We start from the raw sequence: 14,416 nt of genomic DNA, 5'->3' as shown, positions 1-14,416 counted from the left end.
CCACCGGCGCCTTTTCTGGCATCAATGGGCAGACAGCGGCTGTACATCAATGGCTCTGTCCACCAGTTGCTTGGATGACTCCATGAAGAACGCGAGGCTCAGCAGCAAGTCCCGTTGAGGGCCATGCAGATGCTCGGCCGCACCATGAGCGCTGGCAATTCCACATCGCAGATAATCTGATGCATGGAGCAAGGCTTCTTCCTGGCTGACGTCACTGCTCACCTGGAACACTTTTTTTTCCATCGTGTGCTGGGAAACAGATGGTTTCAAATAATAGTCGAGCGCACGTTGTGTCGCGACGGTGTCCTTAAGGGAATCAAGCTCAGAATCGGACTCGTTTTTCTGCGGGCTATTTGTAAGTGAAGTCATGATTTACCTGCGTTTCAGGAGTTAATCGAATCAGCCAGGCAAGATTAGTACAGTGAGTATTAATTGATTAAAAATAAATAATACAATGTGTGTATTGTTGCGTCGAAATCAATCCGTATTGTTCGGCAGATGGATAAATGGATCGCTTTAGTCAGAACCAAATTGCGCGAGCTCAAACTCACGCAAGAGAAACTAGCCGAACGCGTCGGGGCTTCCCAGGGCGGAGTCGGCCATTGGCTCAATAAACGCCGTCAACCCGACTTGCCGACGATGAACAACGTGCTGCATGCCCTCGGGCTTGAGCACCTTGAAGTCGCTCTGGTGATTCGTGAGCGCAGCCACGCAGGCGACACGCCTGGCGCTGACGAATACACCTATGAGATCACCTCGGCATTCCGTTATCCGGTGAGAGACTGGGTTACGGCAGGTCAGGTTAGCGAAAAGGTGCTGCCGGGCTATCCTGTCCCGCCCGGTACGATATTCGAGGTCAGTGATCATTACGCCAAAGGGGCTGCGTTTTGGTTACAGGTGACGGGTGATGCTATGACCGCACCGGTGGGGGTCAGCATCGCGCAAGGGATGATGATTCTGGTCGATCCGGATATTGAGGCCACGCCAGGCAAAATGGTGATTGCCCTTACCCCTGAGTCAGAGGCGACGACATTTCGGCAGTTGATCGAAGAGAGCGGTCAACGTTACCTGAAGCCACTTAACCCGACTTATCCTAAAACCCTGTTTGATCAAAACTGCCGGATTATAGGGGTAGTGGTTCAGGCGACAGTCAAGTTCTAGAGGCGCATTTCAAATGCTCCGGCAAAGGCGGATACCGATTGCGGTATCCGCCTTTTTTCATTCCAGTTCGACCAGTGCAGAGCCTTCACTGACCATCTCGCCTTCCTGGAAGAACAAGGCTTTCACTACGCCCGCATGGGGCGCACGCAGGCTGTGTTCCATCTTCATGGCTTCAAGAACCACCAATTGAGCGCCTGCCTCAACAGTTTGTCCGACTTCAACCAGCACCCGCACAACGCTGCCATTCATGGGCGCTGTCAGGCCGCCCTGGGCGGTATGACTGGCATCCACGGCACTGATCGGATCGTGCAGGCGCACGCAGTGCAGCTCACCGTCCCAGCGTAAGTACAGCGCATCCGCCCGGCGAATGGCCAAGTGCTGGCGCCGTACCCCGTCCTGTTCGATGACGAGCTGTTCATTGCGCCAAATGGCTGAACTGCCACTCAGGTGGATGACCTGTTGCTCGCCATTGCAGGCCAATGCCAGCAAGGTTCGGGCAGGCAGGCCGCTACGAAAACCGTTGTTTCCCGACCATGGTGACGCCGGATCATCTTCGCGCACGCGTGGGGCCTGACTTTGATCGAATGCCTCGGCGGCCGCAGACCAGAATGTTGCAGGCAGGGGCTCCACGGCAGGCAGCAATTGTGCCTCGTAGCGCGGGATAAACCCGGTATCGAGTTCGGCTGCTGCGAAGGCGGGATGACCAATGATACGGCGCAAAAAGCTCAGGTTGGTTTTCAGGCCGCCGATGGCAAATTCATCGAGCATCGCCAGCAAACGCAAGCGAGCCTGCTCCCGGTCTTCTCCCCAGGCAATCAGCTTGCCCAGCATCGGATCGTAAAACGGTGAGATCTCGTCACCCTCACTGACGCCACTGTCCACGCGCCTGCCCGGACCTGCAGCGGACTCGCGATACACCTCAAGGCGTCCGGTTTGCGGGAGAAAATCATTGCCCGGGTCTTCAGCGTACAGGCGCACTTCGATGGCGTGGCCGTGTAATGGCACTTGTGCCTGGGTCATGGGCAAGGCTTCACCCCGTGCCACGCGGATTTGCCAGGCGACAAGATCCAGCCCGGTGATGGTCTCGGTGACCGGGTGCTCAACCTGCAAGCGCGTGTTCATCTCCATAAAGAAGAACTCGCCTCGTGCATCCAGTAAAAACTCTACGGTCCCTGCACCTACATAACCGATGGCCTGAGCCGCCCGCACGGCAGACTCGCCCATGGCCTGACGTTGTTCAGCGCTCAGACCGGGTGCTGGCGCTTCCTCCACGACCTTCTGGTGGCGACGCTGGATCGAGCAGTCACGTTCATTGAGATACAGGCAGTTACCGTGTTGGTCGGCAAAAATCTGGATTTCCACATGACGTGGTTTGAGCACGTACTTTTCAACCAGCATCCGCCCATCGCCAAACGATGACAGGGCTTCACGCTGGGCCGAAGCCAGTGCCTCAGCCAGCTGACTGACCTCTTCGACGACTTTCATGCCTTTGCCACCACCGCCCGCCGTGGCTTTGAGCAGCACCGGATAACCGATGCGCTCGGCAGCCAGGCGAAAGGTTTCCAGGTCCTGGTCTTCGCCGTGATAGCCCGGGACCAAAGGTACACCCGCCACTTCCATCAAGGCCTTGGCCGCGGACTTGCTGCCCATTGCATCAATGGCGCTGGCGGGCGGTCCGAGAAAGATCAGCCCTGCGGCTTCGATGGCGCGGGCAAAGCCTGCGTTCTCCGACAGAAAACCGTAGCCGGGATGAATGGCCTGAGCACCGCTGGCCTTCGCTGCTGCGATGATCTTGTCGATTTTCAGGTAGCTGTCGGCGGCCTTGCTGCCTCCCAGGTCCACACAGATATCAGCTTCACGGCAATGCCGTGCATCGCGGTCGGTCGCGCTGTGAACGGCGACGGTTGTGAGTCCCAGGGCTTTGGCGGTACGCATGACCCGGCAGGCAATTTCGCCACGGTTGGCGACCAGCACAGAGGTTAGACCGGCAGTCATGGGCGCGACTCCTGGGTCGATGCATCGGCTTGCCAGCTGGGAGCGCGTTTTTGAAGAAAGGCACGCAAGCCTTCCTGACCTTCAGGGCTGACACGAATCCTTGCAATGGCGTTTTCGCAATAGCGGCGAATGGCCAGAGTCGGTGCGCCATGACTGACTTCACGCAGCAGGTCTTTGCACGAACGCATCGCGTGCGGACTGTTGAGCAGCAGGTTTTCGGTCCAGTGGTCGATTTGCTGCTCAAGCTCGGCGATGGGGTAGCATTCTGACAGCAAGCCCAGCTCGCGGGCACGTTGGCCGCTGAAGCGCTCAGCGGTCAGGGCGTAGCGCCGCGCCGCACGCTCACCGATGGCTTGCACCACGAAGGGACTGATCACCGCAGGTGCCAGGCCGATGCGCACCTCAGACAGGCAGAACTGCGCGTCATCCGCGCCGATGGCCATGTCGCAGGCACTGATCAGGCCCAGCGCTCCGCCGTAGGCTGCACCTTGCACAACGGCCAGGGTTGGCATTTTCAGCTTGGCCAGGTTGTACATCAATTCAGCCAGATGGCGGGCGTCGTCGAGGTTGGTGTGGTAGTCGAGTTCGGCCGATTGCTGCATCCAGGCCAGATCGGCACCGGCGCTGAAATGTTTCCCGCGCCCGCGCAGCACCAAAAAGCGCAGGGCAGGATCAGATTGCACAGCGTCCAGAGCAAGAATCAGCTCGCGGATCATTTCGGCGTTGAAAGCGTTGTTCTTCTGCTCGCGGCTCAACCACAGGGTGGCGAAACCCCGGGGATCGGTGTGCAGTTCGAGGGTGTTGAAATCAATCATGTCCGTCAGTCCTTAATGGCTGTGGGAGTTACATCCGGAACACGCCAAAGCGTGTGGCGTCGATCGGGGCATTGAGTGCCGCCGACAGGCCCAGGGCCAATACGTCGCGGGTTTGCGCCGGGTCGATCACGCCGTCATCCCACAAGCGCGCGCTGGAGTAGTAGGGGTGGCCCTGGTGTTCGTACTGATCGAGAATCGGCTGTTTGATCTCGGCTTCTTCCCGTGCCGAGAACGCCACGCCATTGCGTTCAGCCTGTTCACGCTTGACCTGCACCAGCACCCCGGCCGCCTGTTCGGCACCCATCACGCCAATTCGGGCGTTTGGCCACATCCACAGAAAGCGCGGATCGTAGGCGCGGCCGCACATCCCGTAGTTACCGGCACCAAAGCTGCCGCCGATGATGACGGTGAACTTCGGTACTTTGGCGCACGCCACGGCCGTCACCAATTTGGCCCCGTGCTTGGCAATGCCACCGGCTTCGTACTTTTGACCGACCATAAACCCCGTGATGTTCTGCAGAAAGACCAGGGGAATACCGCGCTGGCACGCCAACTCGATAAAGTGCGCGCCTTTTTGCGCGGCCTCTGCAAACAGAATCCCGTTATTGGCCAGAATCGCTACCGGGTAGCCGTGTAAATGGGCAAAGCCGCACACCAGCGTGGTGCCGAACAAGGCCTTGAACTCATCGAACACTGAGCCGTCGACCAGCCGGGCAATGACTTCACGCACATCAAAAGGCTGCTTGGCATCAGCCGGGACGATGCCGTACAGCTCTTCTCGGCCATACAACGGTGCCAGCGGCGTGCGCAGTTGCAATTGGCCCAGCTTGCGCCAGTTAAGATTGGCAACGCTGCGCCGGGCCAGTGCCAGCGCGTGTTCGTCACTGTCGGCGTAGTGGTCGGCCACCCCTGAAATCTTGCAGTGCACATCGGCGCCACCCAAGTCCTCGGCGCTGACGACTTCACCCGTCGCAGCCTTGACCAGTGGCGGGCCAGCCAGAAAAATCGTGGCCTGCTGGCGAACCATGATGGCTTCGTCGGCCATGGCGGGTACATAGGCGCCGCCAGCGGTGCATGACCCCATGACCACGGCAATTTGCGGAATGCCCGCGGCACTCATGTTCGCCTGATTGAAGAAGATGCGCCCAAAGTGCTCGCGATCAGGGAACACTTCATCCTGACGTGGCAGGTTGGCGCCACCGGAATCCACCAGGTAGATGCACGGAAGGCGGTTCTGTTCGGCGATGGTTTGCGCCCGCAGGTGTTTTTTGACCGTCAGCGGGTAGTACGAGCCCCCTTTGACGGTGGCATCGTTGGCCACAATCATGCATTCCACGCCTTCGACCCGGCCAATGCCGGCGATTATTCCGGCAGCTGGAACGTCTTCGCCGTACACGTTGTATGCCGCCAACTGACTCAGCTCAAGGAAGGGCGAACCGCTGTCCAGCAGGCGATCAATGCGCTCGCGAGGCAGCAACTTGCCCCGTGAAGTGTGACGCTCCTGGGCCTTGGCCCCGCCACCCTGTTGCACCTGCTCAAGCAGGGCATGCAGGGCATCAACCTGTTTGAGCATGGCATCACGGTTGAGGCTGAACTCGGCCGAGCGCGGGTTGATCGTCGTATGCAAGATGGACATGCTTACGCTCCTTAGCGAGTTTCGTTGAAGAGTTCACGCCCGATCAGCATGCGGCGGATTTCGCTGGTGCCGGCGCCGATCTCATACAGCTTGGCGTCACGCAGCAGGCGGCCGGCCGGGAATTCGTTGATGTAACCGTTACCGCCCAGAATCTGGATCGCATCGAGGGCCATTTGTGTGGCGCGTTCGGCGCTGTACAGAATCACCCCGGCGGCGTCCTTGCGTGTGGTTTCACCCCGTTCGCATGCGGCTGCGACGGCATACAGGTAGGCGCGGCTGGCATTGAGCTGGGTGTACATGTCGGCAACCTTGCCCTGGATCAGTTGAAACTCGCCGATGCTCTGGCCGAACTGTTTACGGTCGTGGATGTACGGCACGATCAGATCCATGCACGCCTGCATGATCCCGGTGGGGCCGCCCGAGAGCACCACGCGCTCGTAGTCCAGACCGCTCATCAATACCTTGACCCCGGCATTGAGCGTACCCAGCAGGTTTTCTTCCGGCACTTCAACGTCGTCGAAAAAAAGTTCGCTGGTGTTGGAACCGCGCATGCCGAGCTTGTCGAAATGGCTGCTTCGGCTGAAGCCTTTCCAGTCACGCTCGACGATAAATGCACTGATGCCGTGTGCGCCTTTTTCCAGATCGGTCTTGGCATAGATCACGTAGGTACTGGCATCCGGACCATTGGTGATCCAGGTTTTGCTACCGTTCAGCACAAAGTGGTCGCCGCGCTTGTCGGCCCGCAGTTTCATCGATACCACGTCGGAACCGGCGTTCGGTTCGCTCATGGCCAGTGCACCGACGTGCTCGCCGCTGATCAGTTTGGGCAGGTACTTGAGTTTTTGTTCGTGGGTGCCGTTGCGGTTGATTTGATTGACGCACAGATTGGAGTGGGCGCCGTAGGAGAGGGCGACCGAGGCCGAACCGCGGCTGATTTCTTCCATCGCCACCACGTGGGCCAGATAGCTCAGGCCAGTGCCGCCGTACTCTTCAGGGACTGTGATGCCGAGCAAGCCCATGTCACCGAACTTGCGCCACATGTCTACCGGGAACAGGTTGTCCTTGTCGATTTGCGCGGCCCGTGGCGCCAGTTCGGCGGCGACGAAGTTCTGCACCTGATCGCGCAGCATGTCGATGGTTTCGCCCAGGGCGAAGTTCAAAGTCGGGTAGCTCATGTGGCACCTTGATCGTTGTTCTTATGGAGGCGTTTACTGCGTCGCCATGGATAGCCTTGACGTTAACGTAAACTTGGGGCTTAACGCTGTCAATGACCTTTACGTTAACGTCAACTTAGGCCAGAGTAATTGCAATTCTTCAAATGAGCGGGCGCCCACGTGTGCCTTGCTCATGCTCCCAGAACAATCACAAGAGGAGTTGTCATGAAGCAGCAATCCGTCCCCAGTTACAGCCAGGGTGCGCTGGACAAGTCACTGCTGGCGATGACCATAGGTCAGGCCTTCGATCAGACAGCTGCGCTTTATCCCGAGGGAGAAGCGCTGGTGGTGCGCCATCAACAGCAGCGCTACAACTGGGCGCAATTGGCCCGGGCCGTTGATCTGCATGCCAGGGCGTTGCTGGCTTTGGGTTTGAAGGTGGGGGACCGGCTGGGCGTGTGGGCTCCCAATGGCGCCGAATGGTTTATCAGCCAGTTTGCCAGCGCCAAGATCGGCGTGATTCTGGTGAATATCAACCCTGCGTATCGGCTCTCGGAGCTGGAGTACGTACTCAAGCAATCGGCGTGTCAGTGGCTGGTGTGCGCGGGTGCGTTCAAGACATCCAACTATCACGCAATGCTCCAGGAATTGATCCCGGAGCTGGCCGGGCAACCGGTCGGGTCACTGGAGTGCGCGCGCTTTGCCGATTTGCGCGGGGTCATCAGCCTCGCGCCTGAGCCGCCTGCAGGGTTTTTGCCGTGGTCGCGACTTGCCGAATTGGGGAGTGAGGTTACGGCTGATCGACTCCATGCCCGCCAAGCCAGCCTGCACTTCGATCAGCCGGTCAACATCCAGTACACCTCAGGTACGACAGGGTTTCCCAAGGGCGCGACCCTTAGTCATCACAATATTCTCAACAACGGCTATATGGTTGGCGAAAGCCTGGGTTTGACGGCCAATGACCGTCTGGTAATCCCGGTGCCGCTGTACCACTGCTTTGGCATGGTCATGGGCAACCTGGGGTGTGTGACTCACGGGACGACGATGATCTATCCCGGTGAAGCCTTTGACCCGGGCCTGACTCTGCAAGCGGTGACAGATGAGCGGGCCACTGCGCTGTACGGCGTACCGACCATGTTCATCGCCATGTTGGATCATCCGCAACGTGCCGGGTTCGATCTGTCGAGCCTGCGCACGGGGATCATGGCGGGCGCCACATGCCCGATCGAGGTGATGCGTCGCGTTATCAGTGAAATGCATATGGGCGAAGTACAAATTGCCTATGGCATGACTGAAACCAGCCCGGTCTCGATTCAGACAGGTCCGGCAGACGAGCTTGAATTACGTGTTACCACTGTGGGGCGTACCCAGCCGCAACTGGAGAGTAAGCTGATCGACGCCGAGGGCAACACCGTTGAACGCGGTGAGATTGGCGAATTGTGCACCCGTGGTTACAGCGTGATGCTGGGTTACTGGAACAACCCGCAGGCGACCCGTGATGCCATCGACAGCGAGGGCTGGATGCACACCGGTGATCTGGCGCAGATGGATGAGCAGGGGTACGTGCGCATTGTGGGGCGCAACAAGGACATGATCATTCGTGGTGGCGAGAACATTTACCCGCGGGAGCTGGAGGAGTTCTTTTTTACCCATCCGGCAGTGGCGGATGTGCAGGTGGTGGGTATTCCGGACGCCAGGTATGGCGAGGAAATCGTGGCCTGGATCAAGTTTCACCCTGGCCACACGGCCAATGAGCTTGAGCTGCAAACCTGGTGCAAGTCCCGTATTGCCCACTTTAAAACGCCGCGTTACTTCAAATTTGTTGATGCATTCCCGATGACCGTGACCGGCAAGATCCAGAAGTTCAAAATGCGCGAGATCAGCATTCTGGAATGCCAACAAAAATGACCAAACCCTGTGGGAGCGGGCTTGCTCGCGATGCAGGCGACGCGGTCTGTCGGGCAAATCGCGGTGATGTCATCGCGAGCAAGCCCGCTCCCACCGCAAATGGCAGACAACACAAAGGGGAGCCTGGGCTCCCCTTTAATATGTCGTGCATGCTCTTTTTTTATTATTGAAGGGCGGTTTATTGTTGTTTTTGGAACTCACCCTTTACTGCGTTTTTTGGCGATCCCCATCCGGGATCAAGAGCAAACGTATTTTTTTGAGCGCTGATCCACTTTCATCACGGGCTATCAAACCTGTGATCCAACCTGTGCGGGTGCTACCTGAAGGTAGTTTTATTATTCTCTGCCCGGTTGCGAGGTGGCTTTTAGGCGCCTCGGAAAAGTAAACCTTCTCCAAAAAAATCTGTTAGCTGCGTCTCTGCCGTGTTGTTTTTGTTATGTCAGAGTCGTTTCGTATTGTTTTTATTATGTTGCTGCGGTTTTTATTCTTGTTATGCCATAGAGATAGCAGGAGCCGTGCCAACTTTTAAAAAACCTTATAAATCAAAGGCTTGTATTTATTGGCAATAAAAAACCGGCCAGTGGGATGGCCGGTTTGTTTCCGTGTTACTCGTTTGTGGGGAGGTGAGGTAACACCATGGAACACTTTTTAGCCCTGGCGGGCCTTTGCTACCCGTGACCCGGTAACACGTCCCAGCACGTTGCAGATGTGCTCGCCTGCCAGGAGCAGCTTGTCCATGTCGACTCCGGTTTCGATGCCCATGCCATTGAGCATGTACAGCACATCTTCCGTGGCCACGTTACCGCTGGCGCCCTTGGCGTAAGGGCAACCGCCGAGCCCGGCGATGGAACTGTCGAACACGGCAATGCCTTCTTGCAGGCTGGCGTAGATATTCACCAGCGCCTGACCGTAGGTGTCGTGAAAGTGCCCGGCGAGTTTTTCCCGTGGTACGTAAGCCGTTACAGCTTCAAACAGGGTGCGCGTGGCCGTTGGTGTTCCGGTGCCGATGGTGTCGCCCAGCGACACCTCGTAGCAGCCCATGGCGTACAACTCGTTGGCCACCTGTGCCACCTGTTGCGCGCTGACCTGACCTTCATAGGGGCACCCGAGCACGCAGGATACATAGCCGCGCACGCTGATGCCGTGCTGCCGGGCGGCCTCGATAATGGGGACAAAGCGCGCCAGGCTTTCGCTGATCGAGCAATTGATGTTGCGCTGCGAGAACGCCTCGGAAGCGGCTGCAAAGACCGCCACTTCTTTTACGCCTGCCGCCACGGCATCTTCAAACCCGCGCATGTTGGGCGCCAGTGCTCCGTAGACCACGCCCGGCTTGCGGCGGATTTGCGCAAAGACTTCGGCCGACCCGGCCATTTGCGGCACCCACTTGGGCGACACAAAACTGCCGACTTCGATATAGCCCAACCCGGCATCAGTCAGGGCGTCAACCAGTTGCACCTTGTCAGCGACGCTGATGGGCAGGGCTTCATTTTGCAAACCGTCGCGCGGGCCAACTTCGATCAGGCGCACATGGGTTGGAAGTGTCATGGGGGTCACCTTCTGCGAGTAGTTACCCTTCAGTGGGCGCGGGCCTGTTTGCGATGGCATCGCTGCGGTCCGCATGATGGACCGCGTCGCCCGCTTCCACTGAAGGTATCAGCGTCTAATGGGGTATCTGGCTTTGCAGCGTCTGTTCCAGTGCCTGGAGACACCGTTCTTCAGCGGTATCGAGCTCCAGTTGCATCTGCTGGATATCCAGTAACTGTTGTTCAAGCTGCTCGCGGCGTTCGGCAATCTTGGCCAGCATGCTGTTGAGCTGCTTTTGGTTGCCGCTGGTGGGGTCGTAAAGCTCAATCAGCTCGCGGCATTCGGCCAGGGAAAAACCAATGCGCTTGCCGCGCAGGATCAATTTCAGGCTGACTTTGTCCCGAGCGCTGTACACCCGCTCCTGGCCGCGCCGCTCAGGGGCTAGCAGCCCTTGTTCTTCATAAAAACGAATGGCACGGGTGGTGATGTCGAGCTCGCGGGCAAGGTCGGAAATACTGTACGTCTGGCTGCTCATGGGCGGGCTCTGGAAAATTCGTATTCTTAAACTAATGGCTGGTTGACGTTTACGTCAAGCAAGCTGGCAGCGCCGGATTTCTTTTCCAGGGTTGCCTGCTGCTGGCACAGTTCGATCAGTTGCTCGCGCATCCAGCGATTTGCCGGGTCTTGTTCGGTGCTTTCGTGCCAGTACAAATGGGTTTCCACGTTGGGGAGTTCATTGAGTGGCAAGGGCACAAAGTGCAAGGCATGGCGGCGGGCAAAGCGTTCGGGCACGGTCATCACCATGTCCGTCTGTTGCAGCACATTGGAAGCCATCAGGTAATGCTGGGAGCGCAAGGTGACTTTGCGTTGCAGGCCCATTTTGCCCAGCGCCAGGTCCACTTCACCCAGGCCATTACGACGGGTCGAGATATGAATATGGGACATGGCCAGGTAGTCATCCAGGGACAGGGTGGTCTGACTGGCTAACGGATGGCCTTGACGCATGGCGCACACGTACCGGTCCTCCATCAACTTGACGTGGCGCACCTGGGGATCGGTATTGAGCGGTGCATCCACCGCAAAATCCAGACGTCCGGCAGCAAGATCGCTAGTGGTCTCTCGTCGATGGGACAGAAAACTCTCGATCACCACCGAGGGTGCCTGACGCCGCAGACGCTGAAACAGTGGCGGCAAAATGACCGCCTCGGTCAGGTCAGTCATGCTGATGCGGTAGGTCTTGTTGGCTTGCAGGGGGTTGAAGGTGCGGCTTTCTTGCACTGACACGCGCAAAAGCGCCAAGGCACTGCGCACCGGGCTGATGATGTTCTGCGCCATCGGCGTTGGCACCATGCCTTGGGCCGTGCGTACGAACAGCGGGTCGTTGAAACTCTCGCGCAATCGCGCCAGCGCGTTGGACACGGCAGGCTGAGTGATACCGATGATTTGTCCGGCGCGGGTCAGGTTGGCTTCGGTGTAGATGGCGTCGAAGACGACAAACAGATTGAGATCAACCTTGTTCAGATTCATGGCGCTTGGCTCTTATTGTCAGGGGCGGTGACACGGGCGAATCATATATTGCTTATGAATGGTAATACACGCTGCTAATAGGTGACGCAAATAAAGGGTGGCTGCTCTAGCATCGGGTATCACTTTTCGACATTCCCGGTAGAAGGTAGCCACCTATGGATTTCGCTTATTCCCCGAAAGTTCAGGCACTGCGTGAGCGTGTGACAGCGTTTATGGACGCCCATGTCTACCCGGCGGAGGCGATTTTCGAGCAGCAGGTGGCTGCAGGCGACCGCTGGCAGCCGACCGCGATCATGGAAGAGTTGAAACTCAAGGCCCGTGCCGAAGGCCTGTGGAATCTGTTTCTGCCCGAGTCCGAGCGGGGAGCCGGTTTGACCAACCTGGAATACGCCCCCTTGGCTGAAATCATGGGCCGCTCGATGCTGGGTTCCGAACCGTTCAATTGTTCGGCGCCTGATACCGGCAACATGGAAGTGCTGGTGCGCTATGCCAGTGATGCACAAAAAAAACAGTGGCTGGACCCGCTGCTACGTGGCGAAATTCGCTCGGCGTTCGCCATGACCGAGCCGGACGTGGCGTCATCGGATGCAACCAACATGGCAGCCCGCGCTGTGCGCGAGGGTGACGAGTGGGTGATCAATGGCCGCAAATGGTGGACTTCCGGCGCCTGTGACCCGCGCTGCAAAATCATGATCTTCATGGGTTTGAGCAATCCTGAGAATCCGCGTCATCAGCAGCACTCGATGATCCTGGTGCCCGTTGACACACCCGGAGTGAACATCGTGCGGCCACTGCCGGTGTTCGGTTACGACGATGCACCCCACGGGCACGCTGAAGTGTTGTTTGAAAACGTGCGAGTGCCCTACGAAAACGTCTTGCTGGGTGAGGGCCGGGGTTTTGAAATTGCTCAGGGTCGTCTCGGCCCCGGACGTATTCATCACTGCATGCGCTCCATCGGCATGGCCGAGCGGGCATTGGAGCTGATGTGCAAACGCGCCCTGAAGCGCACGGCGTTTGGCAAACCGCTGGCACGTCTGGGGGCCAATATCGACAAAATCGCCGACTCGCGCATGGAAATCGATATGGCGCGGCTGTTGACGCTCAAGGCCGCGTACATGATGGACACCGTGGGCAACAAGGTGGCGAAAAGCGAAATCGCCCAGATCAAGGTTATCGCCCCGAATGTTGCCTTGAACGTTATCGACCGGGCGATTCAGATTCATGGCGGGGCCGGGGTGTCGGGAGATTTCCCCCTGGCCTACATGTACGCCATGCAGCGCACATTACGCCTGGCCGATGGCCCGGATGAGGTGCACCGTGCGGCGGTGGGCAAATTTGAGCTGGACAAGTGGTAATCAGGTTTCTGCGGGAGGGAGTCTGGTCAATATACCCACACCTCAACCCGACGATTCTTGATGCGGCCCTCATCTTCGGTGTTGGCCGCCACGGGCATTTGCTCACCGTAACCCCGAATTTCGCGCAGTATCACGCCGCTTTTAACCAGCTCGCGGCGCACGGCCATTGCCCGCAATTTTGACAGCAGTTGTGCCCGCTCGGGATCGTCCTTGGCATCGCCAAAACCTACCAGCGTCACCTGATTGATCATCTTGTCGTGGGTCTTCAAGTAGTCGATGACGCGCAGCAAGTCCTGGCGCGCCTTGTTGTCCAGTGATGCACTGCCTTCTTCAAAGCGAAAGTTGACCGTCAGGCGCTGGGCCTGCCTGGTCAGCGTCTGGTACTGCGCGGGCATATGGGCACCGGGCAGAACACGTGCGGCCTGCACGCTTTGGGCGACGAAGCCGTTCTGCGCGACGATGGCCTGACCCTGCGGGCTTTGGGTGAACGTCACCAGCGCCCTGGCCCAAGGGTTGCTGGAGGAGGGCGGCAAGTAAAAGAACAGTCGTCGCGACAACGGGTAGTCCTCGCTGGCGATCAGGCTGGAGAGCGGCAACATGGGCTGGGATGCACCGTCGACGATGGCAACGGCCTTGGCTTGGCGGATGTAAGGCAGGCCGATGAAACCGATGGCCTGGGGGTCGTGGCTCACGGCATCCGATAGCTGCTCGCTGGATTCGAAGCGCTGCGCGGTGCGGCTCAGGGCGAGCCTGTTGCGGTTCAGTACCAACTCTTTAAACGTGTCCCAGGTACCGGACTGTTCATCGCGGGCATACAGGTGGATCGTGCCGCCGACACCGCCCACTTGTTCCCAGCGGTTGATCTGGCCGCTGAAAACCTGCGCCAGTTGCCCGGTATTGAGCTGATTCAGCGGGTTGCGCGGGTGAAGAATAATCGCCAGGCCGTCGATGGCGATGACTTGCTCGGCGTCCGGGCTTTTCAAGTCCCCGAGGCGTTCGAGGTCGACCAGTTCACGGTCCTTGATGGGCCGAGATGAGGCCACCAGATCCGCTTGACCGGCGGCAAGGGCAGTAAAGCCGGTGCCAGAACCGTGAGCCGCGACATCCACACGGATCTGCTGACCCTGGGCGTTGATGCCGACAATGCTGTGCTCGTTGGGAGGCATGACCGGGACGCTGTGGATGTCGTGCAGACCTTGCTCGGCCAGCATGGCTGCCACCAGTGATGGCCCGAGGTTGGCGCCGATAGTGTTGGAGCCCTGGATCCGCAAGTCTGCAGCGATGGCCAGGGTGGCCATCGTGCATAACAGGGTCAACGACATAAAGCGCAGCATTGAGGGG

At 58.4% G+C, this 14,416-nt stretch carries 12 protein-coding genes; 3 read left to right on the top strand and 9 right to left on the bottom strand.

Features of this window, described 5'->3' with window-relative positions; all coding sequences use genetic code 11:
• Positions 1–21 precede the first annotated feature (21 nt).
• On the bottom strand, positions 22–369 hold the full coding sequence (locus tag AACY07_RS23565) for a DUF6124 family protein (RefSeq protein WP_339478119.1): 348 nt from the start codon (positions 367–369) through the stop codon (positions 22–24).
• 129 nt (positions 370–498) lie between these two features.
• On the opposite strand from AACY07_RS23565, the gene AACY07_RS23560 reads away from it, so the two are divergent.
• Positions 499–1,161, top strand: coding sequence for a LexA family protein (locus tag AACY07_RS23560; protein WP_339478117.1), 663 nt, complete (start codon positions 499–501; stop codon positions 1,159–1,161).
• A 57-nt stretch (positions 1,162–1,218) separates the two neighbouring features.
• Here the strand turns inward: AACY07_RS23560 and AACY07_RS23555 are convergent, their stop codons facing one another.
• From AACY07_RS23555 to AACY07_RS23540, 4 genes are read right to left on the bottom strand one after another with little or no spacing between them, the layout of a single operon-like run.
• Positions 1,219–3,156 (bottom strand): acetyl/propionyl/methylcrotonyl-CoA carboxylase subunit alpha, encoded by a 1,938-nt coding sequence (locus AACY07_RS23555; protein ID WP_339478114.1) that lies wholly within the window; start codon positions 3,154–3,156, stop codon positions 1,219–1,221.
• Complete coding sequence (locus AACY07_RS23550; protein WP_339478112.1) at positions 3,153–3,971, bottom strand: gamma-carboxygeranoyl-CoA hydratase; 819 nt, start codon at positions 3,969–3,971, stop codon at positions 3,153–3,155. Before AACY07_RS23550 ends, AACY07_RS23555 begins: the two co-directional genes overlap by 4 nt.
• A gap of 28 nt (positions 3,972–3,999) precedes the next feature.
• Entirely contained in the window at positions 4,000–5,607 is a 1,608-nt protein-coding gene (locus tag AACY07_RS23545) for a carboxyl transferase domain-containing protein (protein ID WP_339478110.1), read from the bottom strand.
• Between the two features lie 11 nt (positions 5,608–5,618).
• Positions 5,619–6,782 (bottom strand): isovaleryl-CoA dehydrogenase, encoded by a 1,164-nt coding sequence (locus AACY07_RS23540; protein WP_133077925.1) that lies wholly within the window; start codon positions 6,780–6,782, stop codon positions 5,619–5,621.
• A 204-nt stretch (positions 6,783–6,986) separates the two neighbouring features.
• Between AACY07_RS23540 and AACY07_RS23535 the strand changes: the two genes are divergently transcribed.
• Positions 6,987–8,669: an AMP-binding protein gene (locus AACY07_RS23535; protein WP_339478107.1), complete on the top strand. Its 1,683-nt coding sequence runs from the start codon at positions 6,987–6,989 to the stop codon at positions 8,667–8,669.
• A gap of 648 nt (positions 8,670–9,317) precedes the next feature.
• Here the strand turns inward: AACY07_RS23535 and AACY07_RS23530 are convergent.
• From AACY07_RS23530 to AACY07_RS23520, 3 genes are all read right to left on the bottom strand, one after another.
• Positions 9,318–10,214, bottom strand: coding sequence for a hydroxymethylglutaryl-CoA lyase (locus AACY07_RS23530; RefSeq protein ID WP_339478104.1), 897 nt, complete (start codon positions 10,212–10,214; stop codon positions 9,318–9,320).
• A gap of 115 nt (positions 10,215–10,329) precedes the next feature.
• Positions 10,330–10,728, bottom strand: a complete 399-nt coding sequence (locus AACY07_RS23525; RefSeq protein WP_133077922.1) for a MerR family transcriptional regulator — start codon at positions 10,726–10,728, stop codon at positions 10,330–10,332.
• A gap of 26 nt (positions 10,729–10,754) precedes the next feature.
• Positions 10,755–11,720: a LysR family transcriptional regulator gene (locus AACY07_RS23520; protein ID WP_339478102.1), complete on the bottom strand. Its 966-nt coding sequence runs from the start codon at positions 11,718–11,720 to the stop codon at positions 10,755–10,757.
• A 155-nt stretch (positions 11,721–11,875) separates the two neighbouring features.
• Between AACY07_RS23520 and AACY07_RS23515 the strand changes: the two genes are divergently transcribed.
• A complete protein-coding gene (locus AACY07_RS23515; RefSeq protein WP_339478100.1) occupies positions 11,876–13,075 on the top strand; it encodes an acyl-CoA dehydrogenase in 1,200 nt (399 codons plus the stop codon).
• A gap of 26 nt (positions 13,076–13,101) precedes the next feature.
• On the opposite strand, the gene AACY07_RS23510 is transcribed toward AACY07_RS23515, so the two are convergent.
• A complete protein-coding gene (locus AACY07_RS23510; RefSeq protein WP_445261401.1) occupies positions 13,102–14,409 on the bottom strand; it encodes a substrate-binding domain-containing protein in 1,308 nt (435 codons plus the stop codon).
• Positions 14,410–14,416 lie beyond the last annotated feature (7 nt).

The organism is Pseudomonas sp. RL_5y_Pfl2_69 (assembly GCF_963970465.1).
Classification (GTDB): domain Bacteria; phylum Pseudomonadota; class Gammaproteobacteria; order Pseudomonadales; family Pseudomonadaceae; genus Aquipseudomonas.
Note: the sequence above shows the minus strand (reverse complement) of the source record. Positions and strands in the feature narration are given on the sequence as shown.

Bases quoted from the DNA above. Each gene is read 5' to 3' on its own strand.
- AACY07_RS23565 (WP_339478119.1), bottom strand. From the start codon at position 369: ATGACTTCACTTACAAATAGCCCGCAGAAAAACGAGTCCGATTCTGAG.
- AACY07_RS23560 (WP_339478117.1), top strand. From the start codon at position 499: ATGGATAAATGGATCGCTTTAGTCAGAACCAAATTGCGCGAGCTCAAA.
- AACY07_RS23555 (WP_339478114.1), bottom strand. From the start codon at position 3,156: ATGACTGCCGGTCTAACCTCTGTGCTGGTCGCCAACCGTGGCGAAATT.
- AACY07_RS23550 (WP_339478112.1), bottom strand. From the start codon at position 3,971: ATGATTGATTTCAACACCCTCGAACTGCACACCGATCCCCGGGGTTTC.
- AACY07_RS23545 (WP_339478110.1), bottom strand. From the start codon at position 5,607: ATGTCCATCTTGCATACGACGATCAACCCGCGCTCGGCCGAGTTCAGC.
- AACY07_RS23540 (WP_133077925.1), bottom strand. From the start codon at position 6,782: ATGAGCTACCCGACTTTGAACTTCGCCCTGGGCGAAACCATCGACATG.
- AACY07_RS23535 (WP_339478107.1), top strand. From the start codon at position 6,987: ATGAAGCAGCAATCCGTCCCCAGTTACAGCCAGGGTGCGCTGGACAAG.
- AACY07_RS23530 (WP_339478104.1), bottom strand. From the start codon at position 10,214: ATGACACTTCCAACCCATGTGCGCCTGATCGAAGTTGGCCCGCGCGAC.
- AACY07_RS23525 (WP_133077922.1), bottom strand. From the start codon at position 10,728: ATGAGCAGCCAGACGTACAGTATTTCCGACCTTGCCCGCGAGCTCGAC.
- AACY07_RS23520 (WP_339478102.1), bottom strand. From the start codon at position 11,720: ATGAATCTGAACAAGGTTGATCTCAATCTGTTTGTCGTCTTCGACGCC.
- AACY07_RS23515 (WP_339478100.1), top strand. From the start codon at position 11,876: ATGGATTTCGCTTATTCCCCGAAAGTTCAGGCACTGCGTGAGCGTGTG.
- AACY07_RS23510 (WP_445261401.1), bottom strand. From the start codon at position 14,409: ATGCTGCGCTTTATGTCGTTGACCCTGTTATGCACGATGGCCACCCTG.